Source organism: Cupriavidus sp. 01L46, from assembly GCF_056399905.1.
The window spans coordinates 83,222-97,586 of sequence record NZ_JBFTSF010000067.1; the positions used below are offsets into that span (position 1 = coordinate 83,222).

General features: G+C 59.6%; 16 protein-coding genes and 1 pseudogene. 7 read left to right on the top strand and 10 right to left on the bottom strand.

Annotation, left to right across the window (positions count from 1 at the left end; translation table 11 throughout):
- The 3 genes from hpaH to AC1DS3_RS14580 all read left to right on the top strand — a co-directional run bounded on the left by hpaH (window position 1) and on the right by AC1DS3_RS14580 (window position 2,765).
- On the top strand, window positions 1–807 hold the full coding sequence (gene hpaH / locus AC1DS3_RS14570; RefSeq protein ID WP_477127420.1) for a 2-oxo-hept-4-ene-1,7-dioate hydratase: 807 nt from the start codon (window positions 1–3) through the stop codon (window positions 805–807).
- Between the two features lie 39 nt (window positions 808–846).
- Window positions 847–1,644 carry an aldolase/citrate lyase family protein gene (locus AC1DS3_RS14575; protein WP_441633059.1) on the top strand — a complete coding sequence of 266 codons (798 nt, stop codon included), beginning with the start codon at window positions 847–849 and terminating at the stop codon, window positions 1,642–1,644.
- Window positions 1,645–2,588: 944 nt separating this feature from the next.
- A complete protein-coding gene (locus tag AC1DS3_RS14580) occupies window positions 2,589–2,765 on the top strand; it encodes a hypothetical protein (RefSeq protein ID WP_193752543.1) in 177 nt (58 codons plus the stop codon).
- Between the two features lie 403 nt (window positions 2,766–3,168).
- On the opposite strand, the gene AC1DS3_RS14585 is transcribed toward AC1DS3_RS14580, so the two are convergent.
- The 3 genes from AC1DS3_RS14585 to AC1DS3_RS14595 form a co-directional block, all read right to left on the bottom strand.
- Entirely contained in the window at window positions 3,169–3,978 is an 810-nt protein-coding gene (locus tag AC1DS3_RS14585) for an NAD(P)/FAD-dependent oxidoreductase (RefSeq protein ID WP_441633062.1), read from the bottom strand.
- Window positions 3,921–4,385, bottom strand: coding sequence for an NAD(P)/FAD-dependent oxidoreductase (locus AC1DS3_RS14590; protein WP_441633064.1), 465 nt, complete (start codon window positions 4,383–4,385; stop codon window positions 3,921–3,923). The genes AC1DS3_RS14585 and AC1DS3_RS14590 overlap by 58 nt, the downstream gene beginning before the upstream one ends.
- A gap of 393 nt (window positions 4,386–4,778) precedes the next feature.
- Window positions 4,779–5,291, bottom strand: coding sequence for a lipocalin-like domain-containing protein (locus AC1DS3_RS14595; protein ID WP_441633066.1), 513 nt, complete (start codon window positions 5,289–5,291; stop codon window positions 4,779–4,781).
- A 707-nt stretch (window positions 5,292–5,998) separates the two neighbouring features.
- Between AC1DS3_RS14595 and AC1DS3_RS14600 the strand changes: the two genes are divergently transcribed.
- A complete protein-coding gene (locus AC1DS3_RS14600) occupies window positions 5,999–6,175 on the top strand; it encodes a hypothetical protein (protein WP_441633068.1) in 177 nt (58 codons plus the stop codon).
- Between the two features lie 137 nt (window positions 6,176–6,312).
- Here AC1DS3_RS14600 and AC1DS3_RS14605 read toward each other — a convergent pair whose 3' ends face one another.
- From AC1DS3_RS14605 to AC1DS3_RS14625, 5 genes are all read right to left on the bottom strand, one after another.
- A complete protein-coding gene (locus AC1DS3_RS14605; RefSeq protein WP_477127421.1) occupies window positions 6,313–7,518 on the bottom strand; it encodes a tetratricopeptide repeat protein in 1,206 nt (401 codons plus the stop codon).
- Between the two features lie 1,081 nt (window positions 7,519–8,599).
- Window positions 8,600–9,199, bottom strand: coding sequence for a TMEM175 family protein (locus tag AC1DS3_RS14610; protein WP_477127422.1), 600 nt, complete (start codon window positions 9,197–9,199; stop codon window positions 8,600–8,602).
- An 8-nt stretch (window positions 9,200–9,207) separates the two neighbouring features.
- A complete protein-coding gene (locus AC1DS3_RS14615; protein ID WP_441633074.1) occupies window positions 9,208–9,921 on the bottom strand; it encodes a YoaK family protein in 714 nt (237 codons plus the stop codon).
- Window positions 9,922–10,013: 92 nt separating this feature from the next.
- Window positions 10,014–10,712: a hydrolase gene (locus AC1DS3_RS14620; protein ID WP_477127423.1), complete on the bottom strand. Its 699-nt coding sequence runs from the start codon at window positions 10,710–10,712 to the stop codon at window positions 10,014–10,016.
- 247 nt (window positions 10,713–10,959) lie between these two features.
- Entirely contained in the window at window positions 10,960–11,469 is a 510-nt protein-coding gene (locus tag AC1DS3_RS14625) for a hypothetical protein (protein WP_441633078.1), read from the bottom strand.
- A gap of 230 nt (window positions 11,470–11,699) precedes the next feature.
- Between AC1DS3_RS14625 and nthA the strand changes: the two genes are divergently transcribed.
- Genes nthA through AC1DS3_RS14640 form a run of 3 tightly spaced genes read left to right on the top strand, consistent with a single transcriptional unit; the run spans window position 11,700 to window position 13,370 of the window.
- Window positions 11,700–12,317: a nitrile hydratase subunit alpha gene (nthA, locus tag AC1DS3_RS14630; protein WP_441633080.1), complete on the top strand. Its 618-nt coding sequence runs from the start codon at window positions 11,700–11,702 to the stop codon at window positions 12,315–12,317.
- Window positions 12,314–12,970 carry a nitrile hydratase subunit beta gene (gene nthB / locus AC1DS3_RS14635; RefSeq protein ID WP_441633082.1) on the top strand — a complete coding sequence of 219 codons (657 nt, stop codon included), beginning with the start codon at window positions 12,314–12,316 and terminating at the stop codon, window positions 12,968–12,970. Before nthA ends, nthB begins: the two co-directional genes overlap by 4 nt.
- 1 nt (window position 12,971) lies before the next feature.
- Complete coding sequence (locus tag AC1DS3_RS14640) at window positions 12,972–13,370, top strand: nitrile hydratase accessory protein (RefSeq protein ID WP_477127424.1); 399 nt, start codon at window positions 12,972–12,974, stop codon at window positions 13,368–13,370.
- Between the two features lie 18 nt (window positions 13,371–13,388).
- Here the strand turns inward: AC1DS3_RS14640 and AC1DS3_RS14645 are convergent.
- Window positions 13,389–13,562 (bottom strand): annotated as a pseudogene (locus AC1DS3_RS14645) (formylglycine-generating enzyme family protein); the annotation flags it as partial.
- A gap of 78 nt (window positions 13,563–13,640) precedes the next feature.
- Window positions 13,641–14,365: GIN domain-containing protein (locus tag AC1DS3_RS14650; RefSeq protein WP_477127425.1), on the bottom strand; the 725-nt coding region annotated here is incomplete at its 5' end.

Here is a 14,365-nt window from a genome sequence, read left to right on the forward strand (position 1 = left end):
ATGACCCCGGATCAATTGAAGGAAGCCGCGCTGCGCCTGGAGCAGGCCGAGAGGACACGCACTCCGTGTCGGCAGTTCTCGCTTGACTATCCGGAAATGCGGATTGACGATGCCTATGCGATCCAGCACGCCTGGATTGCGCTCAAGCAGGAGAATGGCCGTACCATCAAGGGCCACAAGATAGGCCTGACTTCCAAGGCCATGCAGCGTGCAGTGAATATCGGCGAGCCAGATTTCGGCGTGCTCCTTGACGATATGTTCTATCGCGATGGCACAACCATTCCAACCGATCGCTTCATGCAACTCCGAATCGAGGCGGAGCTGGCCTTCGTTCTCGACAAGCCACTATCCGGACCAGAGTGCACGTTGTTCRACGTCCTGGACGCCACGGCCTATATCACGCCGGCGCTGGAGGTCCTGGATGCACGAATCCAGCGGATCGACCCGGGTAGCGGACGCACACGCACCGTGCTCGACACGATATCGGACAACGCCGCCAATGCTGCGCTAGTACTAGGAGGGCGGCCTTTCCGTCCCAGATTAGTGGATACCGACCTTCGCCGCATCGGGGCCATCGTCAGCAAGAATGGCGAGGTCGAGGAGACCGGCCTGGCGGCCGGCGTACTTAACCATCCCGCCTATGGCGTGGTATGGCTTGCCAATCGGCTGCATCGGTACGGTGTCACCCTGCAGGCAGGAGAGGTTATTCTGGCCGGTTCGTTCATTCGCCCGTTGGACGTGGCGAAAGGCGACACCGTGATTGCAGACTATGGCGACTTCGGGACCGTCTCCTGCCATTTCGGTTGACCCCCGGACGYCGAGAGAATAGAAACAAGGAGCAAAGACATGGCTGTCGCTGTCAATCGTTTCAAGCGAGGCTTGCTCGAGCGCCGGCCGCAGATCGGTATCTGGTCCGCGCTAGCCAGCCACTACACCGCGGAAATCATGGCAGGCGCCGGCTTCGATTGGATCATGCTCGACACCGAACATGCGCCTAACGAAGTCTCCATGGTTCTCCAGCAGCTTCAAGCAGTTGCCGCCGACCCGGATCGCATGACATCGGCGGTGGTCCGGCCCGCGTGGAATGACAAGGTCCTTATCAAGCGATTCCTGGATATCGGCGCCCAGACGCTGCTGCTGCCCTATGTCCAGACCGAAGCCGAGGCCATCGCCGCGGTAGCCGCACTGCGATACCCGCCTTTCGGCGTTCGCGGCGTGGGCGGCGCTACGGTACGCGCGACACGCTTCGGCCGCACCACAGACTATATGCAGCGGTGCAATGACGAGTTGTGTCTGCTCGTGCAGGTCGAAACCGGCGAAGCCCTGGAGAACCTGGAAGCGATTGCCAGCGTCGAAGGCGTGGATGGCGTATTCATCGGGCCGGCCGACCTGGCCGCCAGCCTGGGCTACCCTGGCAATCCGACGCACCCTGCCGTGCGCGCCGCAATCGATAACGCAATCCGGCGCATCAAGGCCTGTGGCAAGGCGCCAGGGATTCTGATGGTAGACGAGAACCGCGCGCACGAGTGCTTGGCGCTCGGCGCAATGTTTGTCGCCGTGGCCGTGGATATGATGATTCTCTCGCGTGGCGCCGATGCAGTAGCCGCACGCTTCAAGAGCAGCCTCAACGGAGTGGTGAACTGATGTCTCTTCTCGCGCTTAGGTTGGGGGGGCAACCCCCAACCGGCCGACGAGCGCGAAACACGTTTGCCAGAATTTGGGGTGTTGGGCCGATACAGCAAATAAGCGTCCTGCCTCGGCCTGCCGAACGGCCGGTATGCGGCAACGAGCGGTCATCCGAGCCCAGGGCAGCGGCCGTCTCTCCCTCGGCTAAAGCCGCCGGCGGGCGGTTGGCCTTCTGAGTTCATCAGGAGTGTCCGCTTTGAAGAACGCCGAACTGCCGCTCTCGACCCTTCTGAGCCATTCGATCGCGCAGCGCCGAAGGGCCGAGTCAGCCGCGAAAGCGCCATCCGACCCAACGGTGGCGATGGCCGGATCCACCCCTTTGCTTACGTTTATAGCGCTGGAGTTAACTGGCCGTCGTTCTTGCTTTTGGTTTGCTAGAGCAGCCTCCGAGACATGATCCATTGGCATAGCTGCTCTGTCGGCGACCACGGCAGCGACAGTGCGTGCCGCTTGGGGATCACGTTCAGCAAGAACGCGGATGTTCTCGCGTGTGCCAATCTGTTCGAAGTAAGGTGTGGATCTGGACCTCCGGGACCACAGTGGGTACAACCGTCTCCCGAAAGCGGTTAAAGAGCTAGGAAGACGCTTCCAGCAAGCTTCCGCTGGCGCCTGATACTCAGCATCCCGTGCGCTAATCAGGGTGTCGGCTCGCACATTTGATGTATGGGGAGACACGCCTGGCGAGTGTTGTGCCCCTGTGAACAGCCCGCCTCCAACCTGTTGGCCCACAGCAGACAGGTTGGCCGCGTCCAGACACTAAATGGCGAGTAGAGTTTCGACAATGCTCTTATTGTTCCGCGAGTTAGGTACCGAGTCAGGTCGTTTGAGCCCTGCTGGCACACGATATGCGAAGGCTCTAGTGAGCCCGTCAATGCTCACAGCCACCCTCAAGGAGAACCGCAATGACTACTCTCGTAATCAAGGATCTGTCCTGTGTTGAAGAATTGGATGGCAGCACCATGGCAGAGGTGCGCGGCGGGTGGTTCGCCTTTGTGGGGCTCTTCAAACACAGCGACCCTCCCCCACCACCACAAACGTTAGATTCGAACATGCCCTTATACGGCAACAATACTGCATGACCACGGAATGCATGGGTCGCATAGCGACCTTACCGCCCATCGGCATCCGGACGCGGTCGTTCCACAATGGCCGCTTCCTTTGACGCTGAATGTGTGCTGACGACTTACTCGTCGAGTGGCCGGTTCCCAACTAGTTACCTGTCGTTCGGGCGCGGAATTTTTCGATTTGCTGGATAGCCGAAGATGGCCGGCAAGCGACCTCCGCCAGTCTCTAGCCGGTCTGTTACCGATTCTTTTGGATCATTCCGTCGTGTCATGGCAGACGGTTGTGACGGCCCAGAAGCGGATGCTGGGACCGCAATCCCGGCAACGAGCTACCCAGGCTTTGGCCATTCTTGCCTAGAACTGATCCACGTGATCGTCGATGAGGAGGGGCCGATGGACATATTCCAGGCCCACAGCCCTACCTGGCGCCATAGAAATGCCTGTATTGCCAGGCAGCTTGCTTCCTGAGTTCATCTTCCGGCCAGGGGCCCTCGCCAAACCGGCTGATTGTAAGAGGTGTGAGATCAATCGGCGGCGCGCAGTCGAGTATCCACGACGCCAAGACGTCGCCTAGTGCTGGCGAGATGGAAAGGCCTGCGACATTGCACCCGCTGGCGAAGTAGAAACCCCGAACATGCGGCGCCGGCCCCACGATGTGTTGTCCGTCGGCAGTCATCGTCGGCAGCCCGCCACGATGCTTTCGAACCGGTGCCTTAAGAAGAATCGGGAGCTGCGCCTGTACGTCGCGTGCATACTGCCACAGAACCCCGGCATCGAGTGGCAGGTCCTTGACGTCAAAGTCCTCGCTAAGATCCGTCATGTCGAAGAGCTTGGGATCCTCTTCATACACGCCCCATAGAAACCCGCCATCACAGGGTCGCATATAAACCGCGGCATCCATGATGCGTACCATTGGCAACGTCGCCAACGCGCCAGACAAGGGTTCGGTCACGAACGGTTGCTGCGCGGTTGGCACGAGCGGAACCCGGATGCCACTGGCCTCCGCAACCTGCCGCGTCCAGGCACCCGCGGCGTCGACGACGACAGGCGCATGGATCACTCCTCGCGGGGTCTCGCCACCGGTCACGCGGCCCGCCTCGATCAGTACACGGTTGGCCGTCATATTTGGCAGCAGTTCCACCCCACAGCTTTGGGCCGCGCGGGCGAATCCTACCGCCAGTTGCGCCGGGTTGAAGTACAGGTCATCACCGATGCGCAGTATCGCCACGACGTCCCGGACCTGCAGGAACGGTTAAGCCCCTTTGCGTCCTCGGGCGCAATGAGTGCGACGTCCAGGCCGTAACGCTTGCCACGGACGAGGTCATCCTCCAGGACTTCACCGTCCTCCGGCCGACGCGCCACCTTGAGGCTACCTGAGTGCACCCAGTCGAGCGGCTGGCCGGTGTCTTCGGTGAAGCTACGGATTTTGGCCGCTGCCTGCCGAATCAGGCCGATCATCAGATCGCTCTTTCGCAGCGTGCTCACCATGCCTGCCGCGCGCGGCGAAGTCTGCGAGCCAATATCGTGACGATCCAGTAGTGCGATGCGCCCTGCTCCGCGTTTGGCGAGAAAGTAGGCCGTGGCCGCCCCCAACCCTCCGGACCCGACCACGATGACGTCCGCGGTATCATCCATCACACCTCCCGCACGATGCGTCGCACAATTCGGGCGACCATGGTCTGCCCCGCAGGCGTCGAAGCCATGCTCATGTCAGTGTCGGCGGAGAATGTCCGCGGGGAAAAACCGGCCAGCGGCCGAAGCCGTCTGTAACACCACATTCCCCAGTCGCTCGTTGGTCGGCTCTTCCCGACCCACTGCCGTCATTGAGCCCTACGGAAACCGGACGTTGGAAGTAGTTGTTAGCCGGGCGCTCGGTCGAACGCCAGGTTACGTCAACTTGGTACCTAGCTTTCCCGACCAGTCACTTGGCTTTCAGGTACGGATCGAGATCGCGAAGCGGGTCCGTTCCGCTGGAGTCGGCCATCCCGAGGGGGGCGGCGGCAAGCACCCGGCCTGTGTGCGCCAAATTCATTTGGCTCGCTTTAGCACGACCTCTCCCGAGCCGCCTCCGGAGGCTGCAGGAGTGGTCCACCTGAGCTCATCTCCCGAGAGGACAAACGGCCTGCGCTGCTCAACCCCATTCCAGTTCGGGAATGTGCTCGTCTCTATGCGAAAGGTGATGGTTTTGTCTGCTTCGTTTACTACGTATGTGCCAAAGTGCGCGATCGAACCTTGCACCACGGCGCGATATTCCTCCGCACTGCCCGCCATTCGATCCTTGGATACGTACTTGGGCAAGTCGCCGCGCGAGTTCACCAGCGCGTAGTGGCCATGACCGTCAAAGATCACAAGACCGTGGGGATTAGGTCCGTACATTGGCGTGCGGCTGCCATCCGGGCGGACGGTGTCGACCGAGACATACGTCCATGCGCCGGTTAGTTGCTGGTCCAGTGGCACTTGGCCCAACGCAACGCCCGATTGCAGCGTGAGTCCCGGAAGCACTAATCGCAGAACGGTGGTGACGATGTGGAAGTGTTTCATGAAACTCCTCCTATTGAGAGTGAGCGAAGCGGCCACTAACGACAAATAGAGAATGTACGCAAGGGAAGATGGAGGGTCAATTGCTCCCTGCTCGAACGACCGACACGGGTGCAAGCGCGCCCGCGTGACGACCGCAGCCACTCGATAAGTACCAAGCAATGGCCGCTATTGGGCGCAATGGGCTACGACCGTAGCTGGCCGAGAGCTGCAGTTGGCTCATGGAGCTGAAAATCAGTCATTCGATTGCGAGCTGAACCGAGGCGCGACCGTCCGCAAAGGCCGATAAGCCGCCGTTGGCCGCCACGGTAGCGGACGGCTCTTCCCGCCCCACAACGGCCCGTCGGAACTTCCAGAAGCGGTCATTCGTGCTCGAATGTACTAACAGCCATGAATGCTTGAAAAGGACTTCAGCCCGATCCGGACCATGAAAGACTTTCGCATCGCTCAAACCGTTGCTTAGTAAGGCATTGCCCCTCGTTTAGCGGCTACGCGGTCGCCCGTTGACGGGGTCGGCTGTCGGTTGCACCACGTGTTGATCGCGTCCTCGATTGCCTTGATGGAGACGTTTGCCGCGCCTGTCTGGCATGTTGCGGTCGTGGGCCCCTCACTGGTGAGCGCCCCGAGATCAGCGCCCATGGACTGCTAGCGACGGGGCGGCATAAGCGCCGTGCCGTTTCGGGCTAGAATCCTCTGAGGAGGTGTCAGTCATGTCAGCTATCAAACGCATCGATCCGGGCCATTCCGCCTATCAGGCCGCGCTGCACAGGACGACCCGCTACCCTGCGGAGCACGTCACGTTGACGGCTGGCTCCAGGAAGAGGCTGCGCCCCTGTGTGCCGCATCGAAAGGTCGGGCGCGGCAAAGTCGGCATCGGCGGCACGTAGGCACCTGCAAGCCTTGTAAGGCGTCGGGCTTTAGAAGGTGGCTTGACGTGAATTGGCTGTCCGGCGCAAGGGCKGATGAAACGCGATCGTTCCTCCAGCTCTACCCTGCCGACTTGATGTCCGCCGAAGCGTATCCGCTAGGCGGCGAGCTCAACTGCTCTTGTTTCAAGCAAATCGATTAGTATGCGCTCAACACGACTTCCACCGACGCCAACGCGTTGATCTGCAGATATCAGTTTCAATGTATCGGCTKCCTCAGCGTACTGCCCTCTAGCAAACTGACTGACAGCATCAACCAGCCTGAGCGAGAGCTGCGTCTGGTCGCTGGGTTCCTTGGCCGTGATAACCGCCTTGCTTTGCTCAAGCGCAGCAATATCGCCCGCCGATGCCTGAATTCCAGCAAGATGCAGCGCTATAAACGGATGCGACAGCATAGAGTTGAAGCGCTCGGACAGGGCGGAAACCGCGGCTGAAATCGGACGCGTAGCTCCTGTGCGCAGGTATTCACGCAACAAAAAACCGCCGCAATCGGCCAGAGTCAACACCGGACCACAGCGAGTGGTCTCTGGTGCACAGTAACGCTCATAGCGCTGCCATGCCTGCTCGGTTAACCCCAACTGCCACTCTGCCAGTGCCAGGTGCCACTGCACATGACCATACATAGCGCCGCCCTCCGCTGACGAGCGGTGCTCATTTAGCCAGATACCCAGCAATTCCAATGACTCTCCAGGTTCACCCTGGTCGTGTAGCACATGCGCATAGCTATGGATAACGTAGAGAGCCTGTGGGCGCTGCTGCAGTGCGCGTTCGACAAGTGCACGACCACGGTTCTGATCACCGGCCTCACTGGCTGCGAACCCCAGGCGTGCGAGCCAAGCCCAATCATCACGCAAACTGGGATCGACCGATTCCATGATATTGAGAACGCGCTCATGCTTGCGCGCACCGCCATAGAAGATCAGATAACCGCAAAGTTGCGAGATGACTAGCAGGTCACTGGGATTGGCAGCGATGTAGGCCTCAGTAGCTGCAAGGTTGGTGTAAGGGTCTTCAAGCAGGCCAAAGAGCGCGGAGATATGCGCACGCTCCCAGGGCAGCGCAGCTCGTGCTGCCAGTAGCGCACGCTCTTTGAAGAGATCGGCGTCCGCAGCCTTCGAATCTTTAGCAAGCATATGGCGCGCAGCCAGGGCCAGGGCGAGATTGCCGTCCAGCGCCAAAGCCTGATCGAGGGCTTCCGCGGCGCCCGCCTCAGAACCGAGGATGCGATCAACAGCGAGCTGATACCGTTCTACAGCTTCTGGACGGTCAGTAGTAAGAGTTCTACCGGTACGCGCATCAATCATATTGGCTCCTTGAGTTGCAAATTGCTGATGCGAAACGCTCCGATGCGCTTTTAGCGTAGTCCAACCCAAGGCGTTGGGATGCCTGACAGCAGCGAACCTGTTGCGCCGGMGAGAGCACCCAGTTGCACACCGGCGCGCTGGGGGATGAGGTGCGCGACCAAGTTCGCAGCGGATTTGGAACAGACAATGAAATTTCAATGCGATMGTCTAGCTGCTTTGGGACTTGGTCACCAATGTCCGGAGTTGGTCGAGGTTGTCTGAAAACGCGAAACTATCCGGTTTCAGGTGTCGTATTACCCCTCCCGAGTCGCTTAAATTTGGTGGCTTAATTCATATAAGACACCAAATTTGCTAGATTTGGCAACCGTGCCCTCGCCACCCGCATGCGCTACCTGAAACTGCCGGACCGATATGGTCCGCACCGGAGGTGGACACGATCAAGCTGATTGGCAGATGACGCCGGAAGTGCGCAAACATGGCCCGGTGCTGGATGATCGAGCGTGCGGCGAAGGGCCTCCGGTCTGCGCCGGCGGCCTATCGACCCTGCCGGTCAGCGTACGGAAGTGCCGGATCGGTGAGCCAAAGCGTGTCCACGTAGACACCAGGGACGTCTGGCATTACCCAATAGCGATAGTCGCCACGCGTGAGCCCAAGTCGTAGATGTGTTGGGGTTTGGGGCAACGACGTCGTGGGGGAGAGTGTCGGTGCGCCAGGGTGCGGCGCTAACCACATCTGCTCGATCCAGTGTCAACATTTGGTGACCACGGGGGGGCGCGGAGACAACCCGACCAAGAGATGCATCCGCGGGTGCCACGCAACACTTACTGCCGCGGCCAGTTGCTCGCCGGCAGTGGTCAGGCGGAAGTCAGCGAGTTGCTACGCACGAGAGCCGCCGAGGGCCAGTCACGTGGCTTTCCGCTTCCGCAAAACTGATCTGTCGCTTCATCACCGGACCTGAACTATGAACACGCTGATGACAACGCACTCACCCAATGCCTCGATGACTTGCGCACTGATTTAATCAGCACTTCCTTAGAAGAGATCCGGGGGAAAGGACCGGGAACGATTACGAAACGCTAGGTTATGGCTTCTTTCCATCTTGCCTCAAGAGATACCTTTCGATTCTCGAATCCGGGAAAAACCAAAATATAGCCATTGCAACCAAAATAAATATTGCTGCAACACTACTGTAAAAACTTACCACGATCGCCAKCGCGTACACAACGAGAGATAATCTCCCCTTCAGATCTTTTCCAATCGCACCCGCGAGCGAGGAGCCCTTTCCCTCCAATGCCATGATGACACGCTGCAATAACCAATAGGATATGGCACACATGAACAACACAAAGGCATACAACGCAGTTGGTACTTCCGAGAAGTCTGATTTTCCAGTCCAAGTGGTGGTTATTGGTATCATCGTCAACCAAAACAACAGATTGAGATTGGCCCACATAACCATTCCATTAATGCCGCTCACCATTTTGAACAAGTGATGATGATTATTCCAGTAAATTCCGACATAAATAAAGCTGAGCACATACCCGAAGAAATGATGGGCCTCCGCTCTCACTCCATTCCAGTTGAATTCGGCAGGAAGCTGAATTTGATAGAGCATCAGGGTCAGGCTCACAGAAATGACACCATCACTGAAAGATTCCAGCCGGCTTTTGTTTATGGTCATGGCCTCCCTCAGATGAATTGTTTACGAAAGGAAAGACTGGCCAGATATAAAATTACCAGCGTGAAGGGCAGCACACTCCAGAATCCAACACGCATGTAAAGCACTGCCCCAAGAAACGCGCCCAGGACAAAACCAGCAACGATGCTCCCACTTTTCAGCAAGGCCACCCCATGCTCGCGGCTGAGCGTGCATACGAAACTGTACAGATCGATACCGAACTGAGTGGTATTGCCAGTCATCATGGTGCTGGGGCTGATGTGTTTGATCAACGTCTTGCTCGCCGTATTGCGGATTGCCAAGGCCATTAGGCCCAGACCGCCAGTCAGCGCTAGTGCGCCTGCATCGGGGTCGCGGAACGAATCGAAGTACAGGCCCACCAGCATGAAGCCCGACAGGAACACGGCCTCCGCCACGAACAGCCAGCCCAGTGTCTTGTGGGACTGCTTGCAGCGGTCTATCCACATTTTGGCAAACATGACCGTGGCGATGAATAGCGGAATGGCCCCGAGTTTGATCCACAGGCCCGCCCCTCCCTTCACGAAGGCCGCGCCGGCCAGTACCAGGTTACCGGTCACATGGGCCGTGAAAAAGCCGAGCAAAGCGATGAAGCCTATGGTGTCGATGGCCCCCCCAACGATGGTGAGCAGCACTGCCGTGCGGCATTGCGCCCACAAGCTGATGGCTGAGTTGTCCTGGGGCTGCGAATTGCTGATGGCTGTCATGTCTTATACATCCTCCAAATGCCAGCGGCTGGTTGGCCCGGTCTCTGAAATGACTGGACGTCCCTTGGAACGTCCAGCCCGCGCATGCAGTATTAGCGCTCGATCACCTGTGCATGGACCGGCGCCAGCGACTCGTGCTTCGTGGCGGTGCGCTGCTCGGCCTTGTGGACCATCGTGTAGGCGTAGTMCACGCCCATGCCGTAAGCACCCGAGTGTTCCTTGGCCACCTTCATTACCGCGTCGTACGTGTCACGGTTCTTCCAGTCGCGCTGCCATTCAAGCAGCACCTGCTGCCAGGTCACCGGCACCACGCCGGCCTGCACCATGCGCTGCATCGCGTAGTCGTGCGCTTCCTTGGTAGTGCCGCCCGAGGCGTCGGCCACCATGTAGATCTCGTAGTCGCCTTCGAGCATCGCGCACAGCGCGAACGTGGTGTTGCAGACCTCGGTCCACAGGCCGGCGACGATCACCTTCTTGCGGCCATTGGCGGCCAGTGCGTCGCGCACCTTCTGATCGTCCCAAGAGTTCATCGAGGTGCGTTCGAGCGTCTGCTTGCCCGGGAACACGTCGAGCAGTTCGGGGTAGGTATAGCCCGAGAACGAGTCAGACTCGACCGTGGTGATGGTGGTCGGGATGTCGAAGATCTTGGCCGCCTTGGCCAGGCCGACCACGTTGTTCTTCATGGTCTGGCGGTCCATCGACTGCACGCCGAAGGCCATCTGGGGCTGATGGTCGATGAAGATGATCTGGCTGTTGTACGGGGTCAGGACTTCGAGCTTGGCGTTGGACATGGCGTTCTCTCTATTCGAGTTGATTCAATTTGGTTGATGTTGTTTAGCGGCGTAAATTTGCTGTTGCGCTGCCATGTACGGAACTATAGCGGTGATAGTTTTGCTAAAAGTGATCGATTCACGGACAAATTATTCAAATCTTTTGAACATACAAGCCCGCCAAACGGACACCCCCTGAGTACGGTGGGGGATACGACCGCGCCTCTGCTAGACCCTACGCGTTCATACAGACCCGATTAGCGCGCCGTCAGACGAACCGTGGGATGTTGCCGCTAGGGCAGACCACCAGCGGCAGGTCACTGGGGAGAAGCGCCATCCGCTCAATGAAGCAGCGACCCCCACCATCGACTTTGGGATCCATGCCGTGGTTGGGATAGCCGCTGCGGGTCAGGAAGCCTTGGAGGCGCAGAAGATGCGCATCATCTGGCGCGCCAATCAGGATCGTGCCCGAGCCGCCGTGTTCGATCAGCCTGACACGGCGCAAGATCAGCGCGCGCATGACGATCTCACCGACCTCCGCCGATCCGATTATCAGGGCGCGCAAATACAGCGGATCGAACGCAAGCAGGGTAGCGCCGTCACGACCGGCTCGCACCGAGGGGGGCGACGCAAGGCCGTCAATCTGGCTGACTTCTCCCGTGAACTGCCCTGTGCGCTGGGTGGTGATTGGCGTTTTCTCGTCAAGGCCATCCCGGCGCAGAACATCGCTGAGCTCGCACAAGCGCCGTTGACCGCAATGGCCGATCTGCAGTCGCAAAGGGCGCCGTCCACGAATGCCCACTCTCAGAAGCCCAGTTGAAGTGCTGCGCGGTTCATTGCAGCGCACTCAAGTGGCTCACGCTCTGCTGAAGCTGCCATTACGCGCGGCGCCCTTCCGCGCGCTAGTCACCATTCCAGTTGCCGTTTAGTCGGAGAAGGAAGCTCAAGGCTCGCGATCCCGAACCAATTTGCCTACACTGCCATAGTCGGTCTGGTCCGAGTACATCTATGAGTCCCGACGAGCACAACCACTCCGAGCTGTCGCCAATCCAACTGCGGGTGCGCGCGCTCGAGACAATTCTGACCGAGAAGGGTTACGTCGACCGTGCCGTCCTCGACCTTATCGTCGAGCGATATCAGACCAAGATCGGCCATCACATCGGGGCTAGAGTAATCGCCCGGGCGTGGGTTGATCCTGAGTTCAAGGCGGCGCTTCTGACAGACGCGACAAAGGCGATCGCTGCGCTCGGAGTCGTCAGTCATGTGGGCGATCATCTGATCGCGGTGGAGAACACGCCCGGGCATCACAACATGGTCGTCTGCACGCTGTGCTCGTGCTACCCATGGGACGTGCTCGGGCTGCCACCGGTCTGGTACAAGTCGGCCGCTTATCGCTCGCGTGCCGTGTCAGATCCGCGCGGCGTGCTGGCCGACTTCGGTGTCGTCCTGCCAGAAGACGCGCAGATCCGAGTCTGGGACTCGACCGCGGAAACCCGCTTCCTTGTGGTGCCACCCCGCCCCGCCGGCACCGAAGGCTGGCCCGAGGAGCGCCTTGCGCGGCTCGTCACCCGTGACAGCATGATCGGCACCGGCTTGCCCCGGCGTCCCGAGGAGATATCGCCATGAACGGAGTTCATGACATGGGGGGCATGCACGGATTCGGCGCGGTCCATCCCGAGGCTGACGAACCCCCATTCCACGCGCAGTGGGAGGAGCGCGTGCTGGCGATGCAGCGAGCCATGCGTTTCACGCGCGCCTGGAACATCGACATGTCTCGCGACGCGCAAGAGCGACTGCCTGCCGAGGTGTACCTCTCAGTGTCCTACTACGAAAGATGGGCATTGGGAATCGAGCGCAACGCCCTCGAACGAGGGCTGATCGGCGCCGATGAAATCGCCGCAGGACATGCCCTGCATCCGGGCAAGCCCGTCGAACGGGTCATGACGACAAACGACATCGAACACGCATTCACTCGAGGCTCTTTCGCTCGCCTGCCCAAGAAGCCGGCCAGGTTCAAACCGGGCGAGCGAGTGCGCACGAAGAACATCAACCCGCCCACGCACACGCGCTTGCCACGATACGCACGCGGCCGCGAAGGAACGATCGAGGCGATCCGGGGTTGCCATGTCTTTCCGGACTCCGTCGTGACAGGCGCGGGTGAAGACCCGCAGTGGCTCTACACAGTCGTCTTCGAAGGCCGCGAACTCTGGGGAGCGGACACCGACGCCACGCTCACCGTTTCGATCGAGGCATTCGAGCCCTACCTCGAATTGGCGTGAGATGAAGGTCGATCCAGCCGCAGCGCGTGATGCCGCCGAGGCCRTACCGGGCGTTCCCCGTGACCAGGAAGGCCCGGTGTTCCGCGAGCCGTGGGAGGCACAGGCTTTTGCTCTGGCCCTGGTCTTGCACCAGCAGGGCCTCTACACGTGGCGCGAATGGGCAGCAACGCTTGCAGAAGAGATCAGGCGCGCGCAGCTTGCCGGCGATCCAGATACCGGCGAGACCTACTACCTGCACTGGCTCGCCACGCTAGAGCACCTGATGGCAAGCAAAGGCGTCGCGAGCGTAGAGACGCAGGCGCGCTACCACGAAGCCTGGCACCACGCCGCGCATCGCACGCCTCACGGCACCCCCATCGAACTGTCGCATGGCGATTTCACAGGAAACGAGCATTCATGATCCCGCTAGGCTTGGCATCTAGTGTTCGTTTGCGTCGACTTCGCGTACTAGGCGAATGCCAACCAACGGATAACGAGTCTGCGGTGTATTCCAGTTGCGATACGACGAGCGAGCGTAGAACGACCAAGTGTGCCACGATCCTCCCCGACGCATGCGTGCGCTGCCCGACTATGGGCCCTTGGGGTCGTCAACCGCCGATGATCGCTGCAAGATCATCCAGACCGTCGTCCAGGTTGAGGCCACTGGCCCGGTAGCGCTGCTGCTCAAAGCTCATTTTGACAAACGAATGCCATCCGGCATTCGGATATCACCACTACCCGAGATATTGGTTCTGATATTCGGTGGGCTGCTCAACAGGGTGATATCGCCACTACCTTCGACCGACAGGTTTGCTTCCTCACTCGGCCCAAGCGTTACGTCTCCTGAGCCGATGACCTTAGCTGTTGCACGCGGGTGCTCAAGCAGACTGAGGTCGATGTCGCCTGAACCCATGGTGCTCGCAGTCACATGTTGTACACGTCCTGCGGCCTTGATGTCTCCGCTACCGTCGAGCTCCAGGCACAGTGAGGGTTGAGATAAATTGAGCAGACGTAAGTCGGCGCTGCCAAAAACTGACCACGTTTCGATTGCTGGGCCTTCTAAATCGAGACGAAGGTGGTTGTTGTGGAACAAGCGCCACTTGAAGCGACCGCGCAATTCTTGGCTGTCAAGGCGCACATGTTCGATCAGCCACGCGGGGCCATGCAATACCGCTCGCACCTTTTCGGCCGGCCGCCAGCACACGTCAACGGGCAGGCTGATGGCCATGCGCGAACTTGGAACCCATGTGAGTTCACGCTCGGTCGTCTCGTCGCCGCTTTGTCGGCGCTGTCCTACATCCGCCAAGAGGCGCTTTGCTGCACCCAGTAATCCACCTTCCTCGTGGCGCAGATCGGCAACGTGCTCTTGCCCCAGCCATACGGGATCGCCCAGCGCTGCCGCCGTGGCCTCCTCAC